This window comes from Leucobacter sp. BZR 635, assembly GCF_048061935.2.
Classification (GTDB): Bacteria; Actinomycetota; Actinomycetes; order Actinomycetales; family Microbacteriaceae; genus Leucobacter.
In genome coordinates this window covers 1-21,074 of sequence record NZ_JBLUNZ020000066.1, presented here as the reverse complement: position 1 = coordinate 21,074, position 21,074 = coordinate 1, and the positions used below count along the sequence as shown (strand labels likewise).

Below are 21,074 nucleotides of genomic sequence, written 5' to 3'. Positions count from 1 at the left end.
GTGCCTATTTTTCAAGCAGCCAACCCCGGCGTGCGGGTGCGCGCCGGGCGCGCCTTACGAGTAACTCTATCTGGCCGCCTCGGCCTCCCTGAGCGCACGCGCGAGTTCACGACGTTCTGCCTGCTCGGCAGGATCGGGCACGGGCAGCGACGCGAGCAGCCGCTGCGTGTACCGTTCCTTCGGTGCCATCAGCACTTCTGCGGTCGGGCCGCTCTCGACGAGCTCGCCCTGGTAGAGCACCCCTACCCGATCGGCGAGGGCGTCAACCACCGCGAGATCGTGGGTGATGAACAGCGACGCGAAACCAAGCTCGGCCTGCAGCTCGGTAAACAGTTCGAGCACGCGGGCCTGGACCGAGACGTCGAGCGCGCTCGTGGGCTCGTCGGCGATGAGCAGCATCGGATCCAGCGCGAGTCCGCGCGCGAGCGAGGCCCGCTGCCGCTGACCTCCCGACAGCTCGTGCGGGAACCGCTCGCCGTACGCACGCGGCAACTGCACCGCCTCGAGCAACTCGTCGACTCGTCGCTGCGCACCGCGGACGTTGCGGGCCAGCCCGTGCACGATGAGCGGCTCGGCCACGTTCTCGGCAATGGTGAGCAGCGGGTTGAAGCTCGACGCCGGGTCCTGAAACACGAACCCGATCTGCTTCCGCAGCGGCTTGAAGGCGCGCTCCTTGAACCCGACCATCTCGTGGCCGAGCACCGTGAGCGATCCGCCCGTGGCGTCGGTGAGCCCCGCGATCGCGCGGCCAATCGTCGACTTCCCAGAGCCGGACTCCCCCACCAGGCCGAAGACTTCACCAGGCCTGATCTCGAAGTCCACGCCGCGCACTGCCTTGAAACCCGGCCGTCCGAGCCTGCCCGGATACTGAATTTCAAGCCCGCGAGCGCTCACAATCGGTGCGGCGCCCCGATCCACCTCGGCGATGGCCCCAGTGCCGGGCCCGGTGGCACCGGCCGGATCCTGCGCGCGATCTCGCGGCTGGATCCTGCCGTCACCGAGCTTCAGCACGGCACCGAGCAACTGCTTCGTGTAGTCCTGGCGCGGGTTCGCGAACACCTCAGCGACAGGGGCCTGCTCGACAACCTTGCCCTGGTACATCACGGCGACGTCGTCGGCGAGATCCGCCACCACGCCCATGTTGTGGGTGATGAGCAGGATCGCGGTGCCGAGTTCGTCCCGCAGCGAGCGGAGCAGGTCGAGGATCTCCGCCTGCACCGTGACGTCAAGCGCCGTCGTCGGCTCGTCGGCGACGATGAGCCCGGGCTTCAGCGCGAGCGCCATCGCGATCATCACGCGCTGCTTCTGCCCGCCAGACAGCTGGTGGGGGTAGTAGTCGACGCGCTCCGACGGGTCGGGCAGCCCGACGAGTTCGAGCATCTCAATCGCGCGATCCCGCAGCTGCTGCTTCGAGTACTTTCCGTGGGCGCGCAGCCCCTCGGCGATCTGCCAACCGATCGTGTAGACGGGGTTCAGCGCGGTCGAGGGCTCCTGGAAGACCATCGCCACGTCGCGCCCGCGCACGGCTCGCATCTGGTCCGCAGTGAGATGCAGCACGTCGTTCGGCTCGCCGCCAGCGCGTGGCGCGAGGAGTACCGACCCCTGCGCGACAGCGGTCTCGGGCAGCAGCCCGAGCACGGTGCGCGCCGAAACTGTCTTTCCCGAGCCGGACTCGCCAACGACGGCGAGTACCCTGCCCGGCTGCACGGCAAGCGAGACACCGTCGACGGCCTTCACATTCCCGTGGTCGGTCGCGAACGTGACCTCAAGATCTTGGATCCGCAGCACGTCGTTCATCGCGTTCCCCCTTCCAAGTCGGCGTCGGCGACCGGGTCTCCGCCCGATGCATCACCCATCGCCGTGTCCGCGACAGCCCCGCTGCCGGCTTTCGCCCGGCGGCGACTGCGCAAGCGCGGGTCCGCGAGATCGTTCAGGCTCTCGCCCGTGAGGGTGAGCCCCATGACGATGAGCACGATTGCGAGTCCGGGCCACAGGCTCGTCCACCACACACCGTTGGTCACGTCACCGACGGCCTTGTTCAGGTCGTAGCCCCACTCGGCGGCCGAGTTCGGCTCGATACCAAACCCGAGGAAGCCGAGGCCTGCGAGGGTGAGGATCGATTCAGACGCATTCAGGGTGAACACGAGCGGGAGCGACCGCGTCGAGTTACGGAACACGTGCTTGAACATGATCCGCGAACGGCTCGCCCCGATCACGCGCGCCGACTCGACGAACGCCTCCGCCTTCACGCGCACGACCTCCGAGCGGACGACACGGAAGTACTGCGGAATGAACACCACGGTGATCGACAGCGACGCCGACCAGATACCGCCCCAGAGACTCGACTGGCCACCCGAGATCACGATCGACATCACGATCGCGAGCAGCAGCGACGGGAACGCGTAGATCGCGTCGGTGAGCATCACGAGCACGCGGTCGAGTGCGCCACCGATGTACCCGGACACAAGCCCGAGCAGTGAGCCGGCGAAGATCGACGCGAGCACCGCGATGACGATCACGATGAGCGCCGTGCGGGAGCCCCAGATCACGCGCGACATCACGTCGTAGCCGGCGATCGTGGTGCCGAAGGGGTGTGCTGCGGACGGCGGCGTGCGCGACCCGAAGTCGCCCTCGGGCCCGGCGAGCGCGTTGAAGTCATACGGCGCGATGATCGGCGCGAACACGGCGAGGATCACGAAGAACGCGATCAGCGCGAGGCCCGCAATGAGCATGCCGCGCTGCAAGCCGACGCTCTGCCGAAGCTGCTTGATGATCGGCCAGGAGTGCCAGCCGCGCTCACGGCTCGGACCGGCCCCGATGATGAGCGAAGTCGTATCAGTCATCTCAGTACCTCACTCTCGGGTCGATGAGCGCCGCAATGATGTCGACGATGAAGTTACTCAGGGCGACGATCACTGCGAGCAGCGCAACAATGCCCTGGACCGCGATGAAGTCTCGCGCGCTGAGGTAGTGGGCGAGCTGGAAGCCGAGCCCCTTCCACTCGAACGTGGTCTCCGTGAGCACTGCGCCCGCGAGCAGCATCGCGATCTGCATGCCGATGACCGTGATGATCGGGATGAGCGCGGGGCGGTACGCGTGCTTCGTGACGAGCCTGAACTCGCTGACGCCGCGGGACCGGCCGGAGTCAATGTACTCGCGCCCGAGCGTGCCGATCATGTTCGTGCGCACGAGCCGCAGGAACACACCCGCGGTCATGAGGCCAAGCGTGAGCGCAGGCAGCACGGCGTGCATGAGCACGTCGCCGACGTTCGCCATGTTTCCCGTGCGGAACGCGTCAATGAGGTAGAAGCCGCTCGGGTTTCCGAGCATTTGGATCTGCAGTTCGGTCCCGATAGAGGCGCGGCCTGAGAGCGGGAACCAGCCGAGCCATACCCCGAAGACGAGCTTCATGAGCAGGCCCGAGAAGAAGACGGGGGTCGCGTAGGTGAGGATCGCGAAGATGCGCAGGGAGGCGTCTGGACCGCGGTCACGGTAGTAGGCCGCGAGCATGCCGAGCGGAATGCCGACGATGAAGGCGACGATCAGCGTGAAGAACGCGAGCTCGAGCGTGGCGGATCCGAAGGTCATGATGACTTCGGTGACCGGGCGGTGGTCGCTCAGCGTCGTACCAAAGTTGCCAGTGAAGACCTGGCCGAGATACTCGATGTACTGCACGAAGACCGGGCGGTCGTAGCCGGCGTCGGCGATGCGACGGGCGAGCTCGTCAGGCGGCAGCTTACCGCCGACGGAGGCCGTGATCGGGTCTCCGATGGTCCGCATAAGCAGGAATACCATCGTGACGAGGATAAAGACGGTGGGGATGATGAGCACTGCGCGCCACAGAATATAGCGCCAGAGGCCCCCACCGGAGGGACGTTTCGGCGCTTTCGGTGTCGACGGCGCCGTCGATGTTTCGAGAGAAGTCATGATGCTCACGCCGTGCGGGGAGGAGACCCGAAGGCCTCCTCCCCGCACCGGCTACGCACTGCTAGTTCTTTGTGATCGTTCCGAGGCGGAACTTGAAGGAGCCGTCAAGGACAACACCGTCAATCGCATCAGTCGTGATCGCGACCTGCGTGCCCTGGAGCAGCGGGATCATCGGAACATCCTGGGCGACCTGCGCCTGAGCTTCTTCGATGATCGCGGTGCGCTCGGTCGGGTCGACCGTGACGCGCTGCTTGCCGATGAGCTCGTTGATCTTCGGCGACTCGTAGTGGTTGTTGAAGAAGCCACCGTTGACGAAGAACGGAGTCAGGAAGTTGTCGGCGTCCGAGAAGTCGGGGAACCAGCCGAGCTGGTACGCGGGGTACGCGTCAGCCGGGAAGTCCTTCGAGTACTGGCCCCACTCAGTCGACTGCAGGTCGACCGTGAACACGCCGTCGGCCTCGAGCTGCTGCTTCACGAGCGCGTACTCTTCGGCCGAAGCGTCACCGTAGTGATCCGGGTTGTACTGCAGCTGCAGCGTGACGGGAAGTTCGACGCCGGCTGCTTCGAGGCGAGCCTTTGCCGCGGCCGAGTCTGCGCCGCCCTGCTTGTCACCGTACTGCTCCTTGAACGACTCAGTCGCGCCGGTGAAGCCCTGCGCAACCGGGCTGAACAGCGGCGTGAAGGTGTCCTTGTAGACCTGCGAGGCGATCTTCGAACGGTCGATGAGATCGGCAGCGGCCTGGCGCACAGCGAGTGCCTTGGCCGGGTCCGCATCGGCGGTCTTCGCGCCGAACGGCTGGGTATCGAAGTTGAAGACGATGTAGCGGATTGCGCCGCCGGGGCCGTCAACGAGCTTCAGCCCGTCGGTGTTGCCGAGCTTCTCGGTGTCGGTTGCAGAGAGGCTACGGAACGCAACGTCGATGGCCTTTGTCTCCATCGCCTGGCTGAGGTTCGTCTCGTTCGCGAAGTACTTGGTGTTGACCGTATCGCTCTTCGCAGCGCCCCACAGGCCCTGGTAGCCGTCGAACGCCTTGTACGAAGCGAGGTCGTTCTTCTTGAAGCTCTCGAGCGTGTACTGGCCCGCGAAGCCCTTGCCCTTGACGATCTCCTCGTCGGTGGCGAGCTTGTCAGCGGGGAACACGTCCTCGTCAACGATCGGCGCAACCGGAGTCGACAGCACCTGCGGGAAGGTCTGGTCGTTCGCTTCCTTCAGGTGGAAGATGACGGTGGTTTCGTCGACCGCTTCGACGCTCTCGAGGTTCTCGAGGAGGCTCGACGGGCCGGTGGGCTCGGCGATCGCGACCTGGCGGTCGAAGGTGTGCTTGACGTCGGAGCTTGTGAGGTCGTTGCCGTTCGCGAACTTCAGGCCGGCCTTGAGCTTCACGGTGTACTGGGTCGGCTCGGTGAACTCGGCAGACTCCGCGATATCGGGAGCGACGTCGCTCGAGCCGATCTCGTGGTTGAGCAGGAACGGGTAGACGTTCGTCATGACGGCGAACGAGCCGTTGTCGTACGAGCCCGCGGGGTCAAGCGCGGTCACGACGTCGGTCGTGCCGACGGTGATTGCGTCGCCCGAGGTACCGCCACCGGTCGTCCCGTTATCGCTCGATGCGCAGGAGCTCAGCAGCAGCGCGGCAGCACCGGCGAGAGCGACCGAGGTAAATAGTTTCTTCTTCAATTCTTCCTCCATTGGAAACGAATACAAGCATCACTGCATGTATCAATTGCGTTTCAGAACACTTCACACACTAGTGGAACTGCAGGCCCCTCGTGAGAGCGCCTGTAACAATGCGCAGTGAATCGTGACCTCACGGGGCGACGGCTGTAAACCGCCGCCAATTCCGCCGCGACCGCCCGATCCCTCACCCCCACTACCCCGATTTATCTATTCCGAGCCTTGTCTAGCCTGCACAAGGCTCATGGAGGAACAATAGGGGCAGTGAGGATGGAGCGGCGCACGGCCCCGGAGCGCTGCCCCCGACCCACGGGCCCGGCGCACGGCCCCGGCGCACAGCCCGGCGCTAGACCCCGTCCGTGTCCTGCAGGATCCGCTGCCGCAGCTCGCGGCGCGAGCGCTGCTCGACCGGGTCCGGCACGGGAATCGCCGCGATGAGTCGCTGCGTGTACGGGTCGGTCGGCGCGCGGAGGATCTGGTTGCGGGTCCCCTGCTCCGCGATCTTGCCGCGGTGCAGCACGATCACCCGGTCGGCGAGGGCGTCGACGACGGCAAGGTCGTGGCTGATGAACAGGCATGCGAAGCCCATTTCGGCCTGCAGCTCTTTGAGCAGCTCAAGCACCTTCGCCTGCACCGAAACGTCGAGCGCGCTCGTCGGCTCGTCGGCGATGAGCAGCTCGGGCTTCAGCGAGAGCGCCCGCGCAATGCCGACGCGCTGCTTCTGCCCGCCGGACAGCTCGTGCGGGAACCGGTTGCGGTAGGCAACCGGCAGGTTCACGCTGTCGAGCAGTTCCTCGACGCGTACGTCGAGAGCCTTCCCCCTGGCCTCGCCGGCCAAGAACAGCGGCTCACCAATGGACTCACCGATCGGCAGTCGCGGGTTGAGCGACGACGACGGGTCTTGGAACACGATCCCCACGCGGTTGCGCAGCTCGCGCACGATCTTGCGGTTCCACTTCGACAGGTCGGTGCCGGTGACCTCCAGTCGCCCGGCAGACACGGCCTGCAGCCCGGTGGCCGCCCGGCCGATCGTCGACTTGCCCGAGCCCGACTCCCCCACGAGCCCGACGATCTCGCCGGGGTTGACCTCGAAGGTCACGCTGTCGACCGCTTTGAACGACCCGAGCTTGCCGGCCCGGCCGTACTCAATCGACACTTCCTCGAACGAGAGCACCGCCGTGCCGGGCGTCGCCGCGATGGCCTCGGTGTGCACGGCCTCGTGCAGGCGATCCTCGACGACGCGCACGAGGCTCTCCGAGAGATCCACCTCGCTGTCGCCGCCGAGGTGCGGCACCGCGGCGAGCAGCGCCTGCGTATACGGGTGCTGCGGAGCCGTAAAGATCTGCATCACATCGCCCTGCTCGACGATCCGCCCCTGCTGCATCACGACGATCCAGTCGGCGAGGTCGGCGACGACGCCCATGTCATGGGTGATGAGCAGCACGGCGCTCTTCAGGCGATCCCTGAGCGAGCGGATGAGTTCGAGGATCTCGGCCTGCACCGTCACATCGAGCGCGGTTGTCGGCTCGTCTGCGATGAGCAGCTGCGGGTCGAGCACGAGCGCCTGCGCGATCATGGCGCGCTGCCGCTGCCCGCCCGACAGCTGGTGCGGGTACGAGTTGAAGGCCTTCTCGGGGTCGGGCAGCTCGACGAGCGTGAGCAGCTCGATCGCGCGCGTCTTCGCTTCGCTCGGGCTCTGCTGAGTGTGGGTGCGCACCGCCTCAACGATCTGCGAACCGATGGTGAGCACCGGGTTGAGCGCAGTCATCGGCTCCTGGAAGATCGCAGCGATCGCAGATCCGCGCAGCTCGCGCATCCGCCTGGGGTTTGCGCCCACGAGTTCCTCGCCGTTGAGCGTGATGCTCCCCCTCACCCTCGCCGTCTTTGGCAGCAGGTCGAGGATCGCCATCGAACTCGCGCTCTTGCCCGAGCCCGACTCGCCCACGACAGCAACGATCTCGCCGGGACGAATCCGGTACTCCAGCCCGATCGCGGCGGGGTTCCACACCCCGTCCACCGCGAAGTCGACCGAGAGCCCGTTCATCTCTAGGACGGGACGCGTGCCCGCCTCCGTGCTCGTCGTCATCCGTGTTCCCTTTCACTCTGATCCGTGCGGGGATCCCCCACCGGTTGTGTCTGTGCCCGGGACGGTGACACGATGGGTGTGTGCCCGTCAATGACCCTCGTCCCAGTGTGTTCGTGTCCCGCTTTAATCGAGGGATCAGCGTCGCCGTGTGGGCGACCCTGCTCCTCTTCGCTGTCAGCTCGGTGTGGCTGCCAGGCGGTCCCGAAAGGTCTGCAATGCTCGTGCCGCTCGCCGCGATCGCGGCCTTCACCTACGTGGGGCTGTGGCTGCCGAGCCTGCGGGTGAGCGACGAGGCCGTCACTGTGCGCAACGTGTTGCGGACGGTGACGATCCCGTGGAACGCGCTCGTGCACGTCGACACGAAGTACAACCTCAGCCTGCACGTGCCAGGACGCACGGTGAACGTGTTCGCCGCGCCCGCTCCCGGCACGGTCACCGCGGCCCGGCTCGCCCGGCGCTCGAAGCGCGAGGGCCGCAGCCTGGACGCCCCGCGCCCCGGCGACCTCAGCGGAACCGATTCTGGCGACGCCGCGTCGCTCGTGCGCGAGCGCTGGGCTGAGCTGCAGCACGAGGGCAGGATCGAGGCCGGCGTCGCCGACCAGACGCCCGTGGCGATCCGCTGGAATGCGGACGCCCTCACGGTGCTGCTCGGCGGTATCGCCGTGTCGGCTGCCGCGCTGACGCTGTTCTAAAGAGCGAGGCGCCGAGCTGCACCGGGCGGCGTCAGTATCCCGCCGGCGCAGCTGCACGTTGGGAGCCATGCCCTACGCTCCCGCGTCCATCTCGCGCATCTTGCGCAGCTTGAAGCGTTTCTGCCGCGGGTCGAATGCGTCGCGCAGGCCGTCGCCAACGAAGTTGACGAGCAGCGCGAGGGACACGATGAACACCGCAGGCCACCAGTACAGCCAGGGCCGGGTACTGAACGCCGACTGGTTGTCCGAGATGAGGCGGCCGAGTGAGACCTCGGGCGGCTGGATGCCGTATCCCAGGTAGCTCAGGCCGGTCTCCAGCAGAATCGCCGAGGCAGCGAGCAGCGTCGCCGACACGATGACGACGCCGATGGCGTTCGGCAGGATGTGCTTGAAGATGATCCGGGTATCGCTTGCGCCCGCAACGCGCGCCGCTTCGACGAACTCGCGTTCGCGCAGCGACAGGAACTCGGCGCGCACGAGGCGGGCGATGCCCATCCACGACACGAGCGCGAGGAGTGCTGCGAGGAACCAGATTCCGAGCCCACCGGCGGTGTTACCGACAACTGAACCGATCACGATCGCGGGGATCACGATGAACACGTCGGTGATGCGCATGAGCACGGCGTCGACCCAGCCGCGGTAGTAGCCCGCGATCGCGCCGATGACGGTGCCGACGATGGTGCCGAGGCCGCCGATCACGAACATCACGATGACAGAGTTCGTGATGCCGCGCATTGTCATGGCGAAGTAGTCCACGCCGATCCGGCTCTGCCCGAACGGGTGTTCGCCGAGGTGCATGCCCTCGCCGCCCAGCCAGGTCGGAATGAACGAGATGGTTGGCGCGCCGCCCTCGAACTGCGGGTTGACTGCGGTGTAGCTGTGTTTCCACCAGCCAGAGAAGGGGCCGAATCCGGTCGCCGAGCCGGCGAAGAGGATCAGCCCGACAAACAAGATCATGCAGACGACTGAGAGCCTGTTGCTCAGGAATCGGCGGAGGACAAGGGTGCCCTGTTTCTCGCCCACGACCGCGGCGGGCGCTGCTGCCGGAGTCTCCGGCGTATTGGTGACGCTCATCGGGTGCTCCCCTCGGTGGTGTTGGATGCGGCTACTGCCCCGGTGTCGCCCGGGTCTTTCGAATAGCTACGCATCACTTCACCCGAACCCGTGGGTCGAGCGCCGCGTAGGCGAGGTCGGCGAGGAAGTTGAAGAGGATCGCCATCGAAGCGATCACGAGGAAGTACCCCATGATCGGGTTGAGGTCGACCCGCTTCAGCGATGCGTTGAACAGCTGCCCCATGCCGGGGATCGCGAAGACGGACTCCGTGATCACAGCGCCGCCCAGCAGCGCGCCAACGTCGGTCGCGACGAGCGTCGCGATCGGGATGAGCATGTTTCGCAGCGCGTGCCGCACAATGACGACCCGCTCAGGCAGTCCCTTGGCGCGCGCGGTACGGATGTAATCCTGATTCATCACCTCGAGCAGACCGGCACGCGCGTAGCGCGTGTAGCCCGCGAACGAAATGAGCAGCAGCGCAATCGTCGGCAGCAGGAGGTGGGTGAAACTGTCGAGGCTCACCTGCCAGAAGTCACCGGTGAATCCCGGCGTCTCGGAGCCGACGGTCGCGATCGGCCGGCCGTTGATCCGTGGGTGGTTCACGTAGCTCGGCCAGGCCTGCATGAAGCGGTCGAGCAGCACGAATGCGCCAGAGAAGAAGGCGACGATTGCGCCGATGCGCATCGCCTGCCCGCGGTCGTAGCCGCCGAATGCGTAGCCGACGAGGCAGCCGACGAGGATCGCCACGAGCGCGAGCCCGATGACGAGACCGAGGCTGGGGTTCTGCAGCACACCCTGGAGCGCGAAATACGAGATCACGCCGAGTGCGCCGACGGCCGAGCCGATGAGCAGCGAGCGCCGGCTACGGAGCCCGGCGAGCACGCCGACTGTCGCCGCGACCGTTGCCGCGATGAGCAGCACGATGCCGATGGGGCCGAGGCCAGGGTTCACGAACCAGTTCGTGGCCGACAGGAAGCCGAGCACGCCGCCGGTCGCGACCGCTGAGACGGCGAAGACGGTGAGTCTGCGGCGGAGGTCACCGCCGATGAAGACCTGCCAGATCAGGCCGCTGACGACCGCGATCGCGATGAGCGCCCCGATCCCGATCCTCGGGTCCTTCTGCAGGAAGTTGTTGAAGCCGATGGCGACAAACTCCTTGAGCAGCACCGCGATGAGGAACGAGGGCAGTGAGAACAGGAAGAAACTGATGAAGGTGATGCTGAAGTCAAAGCCGCTGTGCTGGCGCAGCGCGGTCGCGATGCCGACGACCACGCCGAGGAGTACGGCGACGACGAGGGCGACCGTCACGAGTTGGACGGTCGAGGCCATTGCGGCTGGCAGCAGGCTCGTGACGGAGGCGTTCGTGACGCTCAGCCCGAGGTTGCAGGTGTTTGCGAAGGGGATGAGGCAGCCAGCTGCGCCACCGATCCAGATGAACCATCTGGCGGGCGGCGGAACGTCCAGGTGCAACGCTGCGGTCCTGGCGGCGATCAGCTGGTCAATATTCGGGGCGTTGGATCCCCGGAGGTCTTTGAGGGGGTCGCCTGAGTAGGCGGCGAGCATGTACATAATGAACGATGCCGCGATAAGGATGAGCACGGAGACGAGGATCCGTCTCACTATAAAACTGGTCATGGCTTCAATTCTCGAGAGGCTAGTACCGGCTCAGCGCGGGGTGAGTGCCTCACCGGTTCTCCGTTTCGTGGAGGTGCCGCGTGGGGCAGGGGCGCCTGGTGGGCTCCCCTGCCCCGCACGGAACTACCGGCAGCTGTTAGTTCAGCTTCCAGTCCTGCGCGTTCCAGACGATGCCCGTCTGGCCGCCGAAGTACTCCAGGCCTGAGATGCTGCCGTTGTCGGCAAACAGTCCCGGGGTCTGGAACAGCGGAAGTCCGTAGAATTCCTCAGCGGTGATCGCGTCGATACGGATCTTCTTCTTCTCGAGTTCTGCCGGGTCGAGGGTGGTCTGCGCCTCGTCGACGAGCTTGTCCGACTCAGCGTTGCTGAAGCCGTTGTAGTTGCCGCCGCCGCCGGTCTTGAAGATCTGTGCGAGCGCGGAGTTGCCGATGCCGGGCGAGACCCAGCCGAAGATGGAGGCGTCGTATTCGCCACCGGAGAGCAGCGCGCCCCAGTTCGGGTCGCCCAGGTCCTCAACGATGAACCCGGCCTGCTCAGCGCTTGCCTTGACGAGCTGGAAGGTGTCAACACGGTTCGGGTTCTCGTTGTTGTAGAGAATCTTCACGGTCGGCGTCGCGCCGCCGAGGAGCGCCTTAGCTGCCTCGATGTCGGGCTCGGTGAACGCGTCGTAGCCGTTCTCCTTGACCGCGTTTGCGTACTCGGTGTTCGCCGAGACCCAGATCTGCGAGTTGAGCACCTCTGCCTCGGGGTTCATCGGGGTGATGATCGAGTCGAGGATCTGCTGGCGCGGGATCGTCTTGAGGAATGCCTCACGAACCTTCGGATCCTTGAAGGTCTCGCCACCCATGTTCAGGTCCATGTGGTCGTATGCCATCTGGTCGCCGGGGTAGAGCGTGGCGCCCATCTTGTCGAGGGCGGCGTTCGTGTCAGCCGAGGGCTGCGGGTAGATCGCGTTGACCTCACCGTTCTGGAGGGCCGTGATCTGCGCGTTCGAGTCGCCGATGAAGCGGAACACGAGGTTGTCGTACGCGAGCTTGTGATCGCCCTGGTACTCAGGGTTCTTCGAGAGCGTGAGCGACTGCTCGGGCACGAAGTCTGAGACGATGAACGGGCCGGAGGCGACGAGCAGGTCCTTGTTCTCGGGCATCGTGGTCGTGTCGTACCCGGTGTTCCAGAAGTCTGCGATCTTCTTGAGCTCGGGGATCGCCTCAGCCGCGGGGCTTGCGGGGTCGCCCTTCGGGCTGTCTTCGAACAGCGTCCGGAGCTCTTCGACCGAGAGATCCGCCTGCTTCGCCATGATGTGCGCCGGCTTGTCCATCGGGTTGACGTACTGCCAGTCGACGAAGGGCTCGTCGTAGGTCAGCGTCATCGAGAGGTTGTCCTCGCTGATCTCAGGGAAGCTCGTCATGTCGAGGCCAGCGGTGCTGCCCGCGAGTGAGAAGTACTGCGTGCCCGACTTCGGCTCACCCGTCTCCTCGTCGAGGGTCGCGTCGTCGAACCAACCCGAGCCTGAGACCCAGGCAAAGAGCATGTCGTCGGCGGTAATGGGCTCACCGTCAGACCACTTCAGGCCCTCGTTGAGGGTGTACTCCACCTTCAGCGGATCGTCAGACACCTTCTCGAAGGAGCCGAAGCCCTCTTCTGGCACGACGTTGAACTCGGGGTCGAGCGTGAAGAAGCTACCGAGGCCGAGGCCGCCGGAAACGCCTGTCAGATAGCCGACCATGCCGTTGCTGTCGAGGTTGCCCTGTGGGGTGCCCCCGTTGAACGACGTTACGGCGTTGGTGACGGCAACTGAGATGGTGCTGCCTCCCTCACCGCCGGTGTTTGCGGTGTCGCTGCCACCTGTCGAGCAGCCGGCGAGCGCAAGGCTCACTGCTCCGGTGAGTGCAACGGCAACGGCGACGCGCGATCTGCGCGATGGAACTCGTGTCACTTTTCCTCCTTGATAAGAACCCGACCGCTGCGCGCCCTTCGTTGGAGGCACCGCCGCGGGTCTCGAGTGAACGCCCTCAGACTATGCGGACAGTTAGCGCCGACAAACAAACACTGGTGAAAAGTTACATAAGGGTGACACCGTCGAAAGCGAATAATGGAGTGATCCGAAATGCTTGCAAATTCTGTGCGCGCACGAGTGCCTTTCCGAAGATTATTCACCGCACACAACGACTGTGGGCCACTGCCCCGACGGAGACCCGTTCGGAGTAGTGGCCCACCAATCGTGGCCTCGGGCGCGGATGTGCGCACCCGGTGCGGTCGTACTAGCCGATAGCTCCCGCCTGGCCGCTACCCGCAAAGGGCGCCGAGCCTGGTGCGGCTGGCGGCGTCACCTGAACATGATCCGCCGCGCTCCCAATACCGAGCTCGATCGAAGCACCCGGGATCGCCGCGAGGAGGTTCTTCGTGTACTCCATCTTCGGGTTCTCGAACACTTCCTCGGTGCTCGCCTGCTCCACGATCTTGCCCTGCTGCATCACGCAAACGCGGTCAGCAATGAGCCGCACAACCGCGAGGTCGTGCGTGATGAAGAGATAGGTGAGGCCGAGGTCGCGCTGCAGCTCGGCAAGCAGATCCAAGACCTGCGCCTGCACGAGCACGTCGAGAGCGGAAACCGCCTCGTCGAGCACGAGAATATCCGGCTTGAGCGCGAGCCCGCGGGCCACCGCAACACGCTGCCGCTGCCCGCCCGAGAGCTCGTTCGGGTAGCGGGTGGCCAGCTCACGCGGCAGCGACACCTGATCGAGCAGCTCGTTGACACGCTGCTTGCGGCTCGCCATGTCACCCACCTTGTGGATGTTCAGCGGCTCCATGATCGTGTTGCCGATGTTGTGCAGCGGATCAAGCGATCCATACGGATCTTGGAACACGGGCTGCAGCGTGCGCCGCAGGTCGAACAGCTCGCGCGACGAGAGCGTCGCCGTGTCTGTTCCCGCGATCGTCACCTTGCCGCCAGAGGGCTTCTCGAGCTGCAGCACCATCTTCGCGATCGTCGACTTGCCCGAACCGGACTCGCCGACGAGTGCGAGCGTCTCACCGCGGTTGATCGTGAAACTCGCGCCCTCAACAGCGACGAAATCCTCGCTCTTGAAGTTGCCCTTGCGCAGCTTGTAGACCTTGCGCAGATCCTCGACCTCGATGAGCGGCTCACCAATCTTGCCGCCGCGGTGCTCTGCGTCGGCAAGTGCGGCCACGTCGAAGGTGCTCGTCGGAGCCGCAGGCATGCCCGCGGACGATCCGATGCGCCGTGACGCGAGGCTCGGGGCCGCGGCCACCAGACGCTTCGTGTACGGGTGCTGCGGGTTCTGCAGAATCTCGCGGCTCGGACCCGACTCGACAATGTTGCCCTGGTACATCACGATGAGCTTCTCCGCGCGCTCGGCAGCAAGACCGAGGTCGTGCGTGATGAACACCACGGCGGTGCCAAGGTCGCTCGTGAGCTTCGCGAGGTGGTCAAGCACCACTCGCTGCACGGTCACATCGAGCGCGCTCGTCGGCTCATCAGCGATGAGCAGATCCGGCTTCGCCGACAGCCCGATACCAATGAGCGCGCGCTGCTTCATACCGCCAGAGAACTGGTGCGGGTACTGCTTCATGCGCTTCTCGGCGTCGCTCAGGCCAGCCTGCTCAAGCACCTCGATAGCGCGCTCGCGGACTTCCTTCTTGCCCGAGGCGATACCGTTTGCGCGGATCGCCTCCTCGACCTGGAAGCCGACCGACCACACAGGGTTGAGGTTCGACATCGGATCCTGCGGAACGAGACCGATCTCGCGACCACGGATCGTCTCCATGTCACGGCGACCAATACCCACGAGCTCCCGGCCCTGCCAGAGAATCGAGCCATCGGTGATGCGACCTGTTCCGGGGAGCAGGTTCATAACCGCGTGCATCGTGGTCGATTTGCCCGAGCCGGACTCACCAACGATTGCCACGGTCTCGCCCGGGTAGACGTCAAAGCTGACGCCGTGCACGACCTCTTTGAGCTTCTTATCGACGTTAAACGCGACCTTGAGGTCACGAACGCTGAGCACTGGTTTCATAGTGTCTTCTGTTTTTCCTGCCGTCACATCGCTCATCGTCGGGCCCTCGCCTTCGGATCAAGCGCGTCACGGACAACCTCGCCGAGCAGAATGAATCCAAGCACCGTAATGGTGAGCGCGAGCGAGGGGTAAATGAGCGGCATTGGATCGGTGCGCAGCGACAGCTGCGCCGAGCTAATGTCATTCCCCCAGCTGATGAAGTCCCCGGGGGGAAGCCCGACGCCCAGGAACGAGAGCACCGACTCTGCGACGATCGCCGACGAAAGCGAGATCGTGGTCACGACGATCGCCGGGGCAATCGCGTTCGGGATCACGTGCTTCATCATGGTGCCGATACGCGACAGGCCGAGCGACTCGGCGGCCATCACGAAGTCCGCGTTCTTCACGCGGAGGATCTCGCTTCGCACGATGCGCGCGGTGATCGGCCAGGAGAAGCCGCCGATCGCGAGCGCGATGACGAGCGGGTTGCGGTGCTCCGAGAGCACGCTCATGACGACAACAGCAGCGAGGATGTAGGGAATCGAGAAGAAGATATCGCCGATGCGCGAGAGCACTGAGTCAAGCGCGCCGCCGAAGAAGCCGGCAACGGCGCCCACTGCGGTGCCCACCACGAAGGTGATCGCGATCACGATGAGACCGACCGACACCGAGGTCGACGTTCCGTGAATGATGCGCGAGTAGACGTCACAGCCCTGCTTGTTGTACCCGAGCGGGTGCCCTGCCGAAGACGGCCCGTTCGAGAACGGGAGCGAGCAGGTGCGCGGATCGATCTGCGTGAACAGCGTCGGGAACAGCGAAACGAGGGCGACGAAGAGCAGGATCACCGCGGCGATCCAGAACATGGGCCGGCGGCGCATGTCGCGCCAGGCGTCACGCCAGAGCGAGGACTTCTTTTCAGAGATCCGCACCTCGTCGACGCCTGCGACCGGAGTCTGGTCGACGGGGGCGACAAAGTGCTCGATGACGGGGCGAGCACCGTGGGATGGGGTGTGCTGTGTGTCAGGCATAACGAATCCTCGGATCGAGAACGGCGTAGAGGAGATCGACGACAAGGTTGACGACGAGGTAGATGAGCACCATGACGGTGACGAAGGAGACCACGGTAGCGTTCTCTCCCTTGAGGATCGCCTTGAAGAGCACGTTACCCACGCCGGGCACGTTGAAGATGCCCTCGGTCACGGTCGCGCCGACCATGAGCGTACCGAAATCGGTCGCGGTGTTCGTGATCGTCGGAATCAGCGAGTTGCGCAGCACGTGCACGGGGATGACCCGGTTACGGCTCAGGCCCTTCGCGTAAGCGGTGCGCACGAAATCCTGGTTCAGTGTGTCGATGACCGACGCGCGGGTGAGGCGCATACTCGTCGCGTAGAGGCTCACGCCGAGCACGATCGCTGGCAGCAGCAGATCCTTGAGCGGTGCGCCCGAGCCGACAGTGGGGCTGAACCAGCCGAGCTTGAGGCCGAGACCATACTGGGCGATGAACGCGATCACGAAGATCGGGATGCTCATGAAGAGCAGGCCGATGATCAGGTTGACGTTGTCAAACAGCTTGCCCTTGCGCAGGCCAGAGAACAGGCCGATGCCAATCGCGAGCACGAGCGAGATCACAATCGCCATGATTGCGAGCTGGATCGTCACGGGGAATGCCCGAGCGAGCACCTGCGAGACAGGCTCCCCCGAGAAGCTCATACCAAAGTCACCGATGAGGATGCCCTTGAGGTACAGCAGGTACTGAATGAAGAACGGCTTATCGAGGTTGTACTGCTCGCGAATGCGATCCAGAACAGCTTCGCTCGGCACCTTCTCGCCGAACATTGCCGCAACCGGGTCGCCCGGCATGGCGAAAACCATGAAGTAGATGAGGAAGGTCGTGCCCAGAAGTACCGGGATCACTTGCAGTATGCGGAAGAGGATATATCTCAGCATGTGCTGATCCCTTCCCTGATGATGAGGCTATGCATGTTGTAATTCTCTCGCAGTTGTGGTGCGCAGCAAACTAAAAGACTTCGGTGTCTCCGCTTGCGATTCGAGGGCCCCGTCCCGGCTCGATGTCGCCGACACAAGGAGCAGGCCCCGGAGCACACTCCGGGGCCTGCTAATGAAAGGGTTACTTCTTGGTGATCTCGTTGAAGATCGGCACAGAGTTCCAGCCGAACTTCACGTTGTCAACGTTCTCGCTGAAGCCACCCGTGGTGCCCTGGTACCAGAGCGGGATCGACGGCATGTCTTCGAGGAGGATCTCCTGAGCAGCGTGGAGCTTCGCGATCGACTTGTCGTGATCCGATTCCTGGACTGCCTCGGTGAGGAGCTTGTCGAACTCGGCGTTGCTGTAGAAGCCGTGGTTCGAGCTTGCGCCCGTCGAGTAGAGCGGCTGCAGGTAGTTGTACGCACCCGGGTAGTCTGCCTGCCAGCCCGCACGGAACGGGCCACCGACGGTGTCTGCCTCGCGGTCATCGAGGAACGCGGGGAAGGTCGGGTAGAGCTTCGGAGCTGCGGTGATGCCCAGGTTGTTTGCCCACTGGTTCGCAACTGCTTCGATCCACACCTGGTGCGGGCCGTCCGAGTTGGTGGCTACCTCGAGGGTGCCCTCGTACGGGCTGATCGCGTCAGCCTCGGCCCAGAGCTTCTTCGCCTCTTCGAGGTTGAACTCGAGCTTGTCAGCGCCCTTGAGGTCTTCGGTGAAGCCGTCAACGATGGGTGAGGTGAAGTCCTTCGCGGGGACGTTGGTGCCCTCGAAGATCACGTCGATGATCTCTTCGCGGTCGACGGCCATCGACAGCGCCTGGCGGCGCAGCTTGCCCTCTTCACCGGTGAAGTGATCAAGGTTCATCGACACGGTGAGCGTCGTCATGAGCGCGCCAGCCTGGTTGATCGCGCGATCGCCGAGCTCGTCCTGGAAGACCGCGAACGAGGTGTCCGGGATCTGGTCGAGCACGTCAAGGTTGTTGCCGAGCAGATCGGTGTAAGCAGCGTCGAGCGATGCGTACATCTTGAAGTCGATGCCCTCGTTTGCAACCTCGCGGGGTCCAACGTAGGTGTCGTTCTTCACGAGCTTGAGCTCAACGTCGTGCTTCCACGCGTCATCGCCTGCGAACTTGTAGAGGCCGTTGCCGACCGGGTTCTGGCCGTAAGCGGCCATATCCTCGAACGCAACCTCGGGCAGCGGGTAGTACGCCGAGTAGCCAAGGCGGTCCGGGAAGTCCGGGGTTGCCTCGATGGTGAAGGTGTGGTCGTCAACGACCTTGAGGCCCTCCATGGCTTCCTGCGGCTCATCGGCGTTGAAGCCCTTGATGTCCGCGAAGAATGCCTGGTTGCCGAGTGCGTTCTCGACGTTTGCGGCGTAGTTCCATGCGTCAACGAAGCTGTTTGCCGTGACGGGGGTGCCGTCAGAGAAGACTGCGTCGTCGCGGAGCGTCACGGTCCAGGTGGTGCCGTTGTCCGACTCGATCGACTTTGCGACACCCATCTGGGTTGCGCCGTCTGCGTCGTAGTAGACGAGGCCTTCCCAGAGCGCGTCGACAACCTTGCCGCCGCCGACCTCGGTCGTGTCTGCCGGAATCAGGCCCTTCTGCGGCTCAGTGTTGTTGACGGTGATGATCCCGCCGCTTGCCTTGTCGCCGCCGTTGTCGCTTCCGCCAGCCGAGCAGCCGACGAGTGCCAGGGAGCCCGCTGCGGCTAGTGCAACAATGCTTAGCCCGATGCGTGAACGCTTCACTGGTTTCCTCCTTGAATTGCCCCCGCGGCTTCTTAAGCGTGCGTATCGCAGACATTATGAACTACCACGGAGTATGTAGGTATTTCCATCGTTCAGTTTATGCCACGCGCCGCCGCGAAACGAATCCCACGGCCCCTCGTGACTCACTCGTAACCGCGCGGAGAGCGAGAACCAACGCAATGAGTTGCTGAAGCGTGAATGTTGTACGAATCCTGCAACTCCTTCGACATACGGAATCTCTATCCTGCAATACGCTGTATGTAGCTGGAGACGTTCGGATCCCGCTGTGGTCGCAAAACTGTCCGCCCGCTGTGGCCCGGCTCAACCCGGCCCCTGGCCCTCGCCTGCCCGGCCCCGGCCGGTTACTCCCCCAGTCTTCCAAATCCACCAGCGGTACGCTGAGACGGTGACGTCGCAGCACCGTGATCCAGTCCCCCTCGCTCAGCGCCCCAGGCTCCGCTGGGAGCTCGGCATCGTGCTTGCGCTCTCGTTCGGCTACTCCGGGGTGCGCGCGATCATCACAATCTTCGAACGCCTCGCGCAGGACACCGCGCTTGCTAACCAGACCGCGACGATCAACCGGCCAATGTCTGGCCAGCAGTACTTCGATCTCGCCTACCAGCTGCTCGGCATTATTGGCGGCCTCGCTCCCGTTGCTCTGGTGGCGTTCCTGCTGTGGCGTGCGCGCAAGCCGCACCTCGCTGATCTCGGGCTCGGCTCACCGACGCCCACGTCGTTCGCCCCGATACGCGGCACCGGTGGCTGGCCGTGGCTGCGCGAAACCGGGCACGGGTTCCTGCTCGCGGCGGCGATCGGCATTCCCGGCCTCGCTTTCTACCTCTTCGCGAAGTGGATCGGCATCAACACCACCGTCGTACCGACGACACTCGACGCGTTCTGGTGGACTGTTCCCATCCTCATCCTGCAGGCACTGCGCGCAGCGCTCAGCGAGGAGCTCATCGTCGTTGCTTACCTCTTCGACCGGCTAAAGCGGCTCGGCGTCGGGAAGTGGGCGACGATTGTGTCGAGCGCGCTGCTGCGCGGCAGCTACCACCTCTACCAGGGCTTCGGCGGGTTCATCGGAAACGTGGTGATGGGCCTCGTCTTCGGGTGGGCGTACCAGCGCTGGGGCAGATCCCTCCCCCTCATCGTGGCGCACTGGCTGCTCGACATCGTGAGTTTCGCCGGCTACCCGCTCGCGCTCGCGCTCTGGCCCACCCTCTTCGGCTAGCGCCCCACACCCAAACACCCCCGTTTTTTCTATTCCGACCCTTGCGTGCCCTGCACAAGGGTCGGAATAGAAAAAACGGGGGTGTAGCGATGGCAGGGCCGGGCCGGAGGCCCACCCGAGGGGCTAGAGCGGCTTGGCGCTATCCGCGACTGCCTGCATGAGGCCCCAGACCTCGTTGTACAGGTCGGGGTTCGCGGCGCAGGTGCCCTCGGGGCGCACGACAGTCCAGGTGCCGTCTTCAGCCTTCTCAATGCCCCACGGGCTCTGCAGGCTGGGGCTACGCATTGCGGAACAAGCCTCGGGGAATGTGTTCATCAGCCCCGACTCGATCATCACGCGCTCAGGCGGGCCCGCGATGTACTGCCACTGCGGGCTCGTCAACTTCTGCGAGGTCTCAATGGAGATTCCTGCGAACGACACGGGCATCGAGATCGGGTCCGCGCCGACATCAACCTTGGGCACCTCAGGCTCGGCCGGCTCCTCGGGAGTCGGCTCAGGCTCTTCGGTCTCAGTGTCCGTCTCGGTCGGCGTGGGGGCGGGAGCCTCGCTGGTCGGAGCCGGCTTCGGCTCGTCGCTGCGGAGCGCGTTGACTGCGATGAGCGACCCGACGAGTGCGAGGACCGCGACCGCCGCCACGATAATCCAGGGCAGCGCCCCGCTTGAGTTCTTGCGTGGAGCGGCCACCGGCTGTGTCGGCGTCTCGTCGCGCTGCGCCCGGGCGGCTCGCGGAGCCGCGGCGGCCCGTGGGGCAGGAGTGATCGGGGCAGTAGGTGCAGCGGCTACACGAGTTGCGGCGGTCGGCGCGGCCACGGGAGCTGTCGGAGCAGCTGCGGGATCGTGTTCCGCGCGCGGCCGAACTGCCGGTGCCGGTTCAAACGCCCGCGTTGTGGGCGTGGTGTTGGCGCTGCTGGCGGCTCGGATTTCGTCGGTCTCGATGGCGCCGGTTTCGGCATCATCCGAGTCCAGCGGACCGAACAGCTCTTCCAGGGGGTCTCTACTCACATGAACAGCCTAAACGACGA

General features: G+C 64.7%; 15 protein-coding genes. 2 read left to right on the top strand and 13 right to left on the bottom strand.

Annotation, left to right across the window (positions count from 1 at the left end; genetic code table 11):
* Positions 1 to 66 precede the first annotated feature (66 nt).
* The 5 genes from ACI1US_RS13000 to ACI1US_RS12980 all read right to left on the bottom strand — a co-directional run bounded on the left by ACI1US_RS13000 (position 67) and on the right by ACI1US_RS12980 (position 7,688).
* Entirely contained in the window at positions 67 to 1,797 is a 1,731-nt protein-coding gene (locus tag ACI1US_RS13000) for a dipeptide ABC transporter ATP-binding protein (protein WP_416550251.1), read from the bottom strand.
* Complete coding sequence (locus ACI1US_RS12995; RefSeq protein WP_416550252.1) at positions 1,794 to 2,843, bottom strand: ABC transporter permease; 1,050 nt, start codon at positions 2,841 to 2,843, stop codon at positions 1,794 to 1,796. The genes ACI1US_RS13000 and ACI1US_RS12995 overlap by 4 nt, the downstream gene beginning before the upstream one ends.
* A gap of 1 nt (position 2,844) precedes the next feature.
* Positions 2,845 to 3,927: an ABC transporter permease gene (locus ACI1US_RS12990; protein WP_416550253.1), complete on the bottom strand. Its 1,083-nt coding sequence runs from the start codon at positions 3,925 to 3,927 to the stop codon at positions 2,845 to 2,847.
* A 61-nt stretch (positions 3,928 to 3,988) separates the two neighbouring features.
* The gene (locus ACI1US_RS12985; RefSeq protein WP_416550254.1) at positions 3,989 to 5,605 is read right to left on the bottom strand and encodes an ABC transporter substrate-binding protein; all 1,617 of its coding nucleotides are present in this window, start codon (positions 5,603 to 5,605) and stop codon (positions 3,989 to 3,991) included.
* Positions 5,606 to 5,948: 343 nt separating this feature from the next.
* Positions 5,949 to 7,688, bottom strand: a complete 1,740-nt coding sequence (locus tag ACI1US_RS12980) for a dipeptide ABC transporter ATP-binding protein (RefSeq protein WP_461640851.1) — start codon at positions 7,686 to 7,688, stop codon at positions 5,949 to 5,951.
* Positions 7,689 to 7,801: 113 nt separating this feature from the next.
* On the opposite strand from ACI1US_RS12980, the gene ACI1US_RS12975 reads away from it, so the two are divergent.
* Positions 7,802 to 8,380, top strand: coding sequence for a PH domain-containing protein (locus ACI1US_RS12975; RefSeq protein ID WP_461640850.1), 579 nt, complete (start codon positions 7,802 to 7,804; stop codon positions 8,378 to 8,380).
* A 72-nt stretch (positions 8,381 to 8,452) separates the two neighbouring features.
* Here the strand turns inward: ACI1US_RS12975 and ACI1US_RS12970 are convergent, their stop codons facing one another.
* From ACI1US_RS12970 to ACI1US_RS12940, 7 genes are all read right to left on the bottom strand, one after another.
* On the bottom strand, positions 8,453 to 9,454 hold the full coding sequence (locus tag ACI1US_RS12970) for an ABC transporter permease (RefSeq protein ID WP_461640849.1): 1,002 nt from the start codon (positions 9,452 to 9,454) through the stop codon (positions 8,453 to 8,455).
* 73 nt (positions 9,455 to 9,527) lie between these two features.
* Positions 9,528 to 11,069: an ABC transporter permease gene (locus ACI1US_RS12965; RefSeq protein WP_461640848.1), complete on the bottom strand. Its 1,542-nt coding sequence runs from the start codon at positions 11,067 to 11,069 to the stop codon at positions 9,528 to 9,530.
* 136 nt (positions 11,070 to 11,205) lie between these two features.
* Positions 11,206 to 13,005 carry an ABC transporter family substrate-binding protein gene (locus tag ACI1US_RS12960; protein ID WP_461640847.1) on the bottom strand — a complete coding sequence of 600 codons (1,800 nt, stop codon included), beginning with the start codon at positions 13,003 to 13,005 and terminating at the stop codon, positions 11,206 to 11,208.
* Between the two features lie 325 nt (positions 13,006 to 13,330).
* A complete protein-coding gene (locus tag ACI1US_RS12955; protein ID WP_461640846.1) occupies positions 13,331 to 15,106 on the bottom strand; it encodes a dipeptide ABC transporter ATP-binding protein in 1,776 nt (591 codons plus the stop codon).
* Positions 15,107 to 15,138: 32 nt separating this feature from the next.
* Positions 15,139 to 16,113 (bottom strand): ABC transporter permease, encoded by a 975-nt coding sequence (locus tag ACI1US_RS12950; protein ID WP_461640845.1) that lies wholly within the window; start codon positions 16,111 to 16,113, stop codon positions 15,139 to 15,141.
* Entirely contained in the window at positions 16,106 to 17,032 is a 927-nt protein-coding gene (locus ACI1US_RS12945; RefSeq protein ID WP_461640844.1) for an ABC transporter permease, read from the bottom strand. Before ACI1US_RS12945 ends, ACI1US_RS12950 begins: the two co-directional genes overlap by 8 nt.
* A gap of 181 nt (positions 17,033 to 17,213) precedes the next feature.
* On the bottom strand, positions 17,214 to 18,821 hold the full coding sequence (locus tag ACI1US_RS12940) for a peptide ABC transporter substrate-binding protein (RefSeq protein ID WP_461640843.1): 1,608 nt from the start codon (positions 18,819 to 18,821) through the stop codon (positions 17,214 to 17,216).
* A 406-nt stretch (positions 18,822 to 19,227) separates the two neighbouring features.
* Here ACI1US_RS12940 and ACI1US_RS12935 point away from each other — a divergent pair, with 406 nt between their 5' ends.
* The gene (locus ACI1US_RS12935) at positions 19,228 to 20,052 is read left to right on the top strand and encodes a CPBP family intramembrane glutamic endopeptidase (RefSeq protein WP_461640842.1); all 825 of its coding nucleotides are present in this window, start codon (positions 19,228 to 19,230) and stop codon (positions 20,050 to 20,052) included.
* 123 nt (positions 20,053 to 20,175) lie between these two features.
* On the opposite strand, the gene ACI1US_RS12930 is transcribed toward ACI1US_RS12935, so the two are convergent.
* Positions 20,176 to 21,054, bottom strand: coding sequence for a hypothetical protein (locus ACI1US_RS12930; RefSeq protein WP_461640841.1), 879 nt, complete (start codon positions 21,052 to 21,054; stop codon positions 20,176 to 20,178).
* Positions 21,055 to 21,074: the final 20 nt, after the last annotated feature.

What these genes read in the sequence shown, in the direction of transcription:
- ACI1US_RS12955 (WP_461640846.1), bottom strand. Translation starts at nt 15,106, where the DNA reads ATGAAACCAGTGCTCAGCGTTCGTGACCTCAAGGTCGCGTTTAACGTC.
- ACI1US_RS12945 (WP_461640844.1), bottom strand. Translation starts at nt 17,032, where the DNA reads ATGCTGAGATATATCCTCTTCCGCATACTGCAAGTGATCCCGGTACTT.
- ACI1US_RS12995 (WP_416550252.1), bottom strand. Translation starts at nt 2,843, where the DNA reads ATGACTGATACGACTTCGCTCATCATCGGGGCCGGTCCGAGCCGTGAG.
- ACI1US_RS12950 (WP_461640845.1), bottom strand. Translation starts at nt 16,113, where the DNA reads ATGCCTGACACACAGCACACCCCATCCCACGGTGCTCGCCCCGTCATC.
- ACI1US_RS13000 (WP_416550251.1), bottom strand. Translation starts at nt 1,797, where the DNA reads ATGAACGACGTGCTGCGGATCCAAGATCTTGAGGTCACGTTCGCGACC.
- ACI1US_RS12970 (WP_461640849.1), bottom strand. Translation starts at nt 9,454, where the DNA reads ATGAGCGTCACCAATACGCCGGAGACTCCGGCAGCAGCGCCCGCCGCG.
- ACI1US_RS12965 (WP_461640848.1), bottom strand. Translation starts at nt 11,069, where the DNA reads ATGACCAGTTTTATAGTGAGACGGATCCTCGTCTCCGTGCTCATCCTT.
- ACI1US_RS12980 (WP_461640851.1), bottom strand. Translation starts at nt 7,688, where the DNA reads ATGACGACGAGCACGGAGGCGGGCACGCGTCCCGTCCTAGAGATGAAC.
- ACI1US_RS12990 (WP_416550253.1), bottom strand. Translation starts at nt 3,927, where the DNA reads ATGACTTCTCTCGAAACATCGACGGCGCCGTCGACACCGAAAGCGCCG.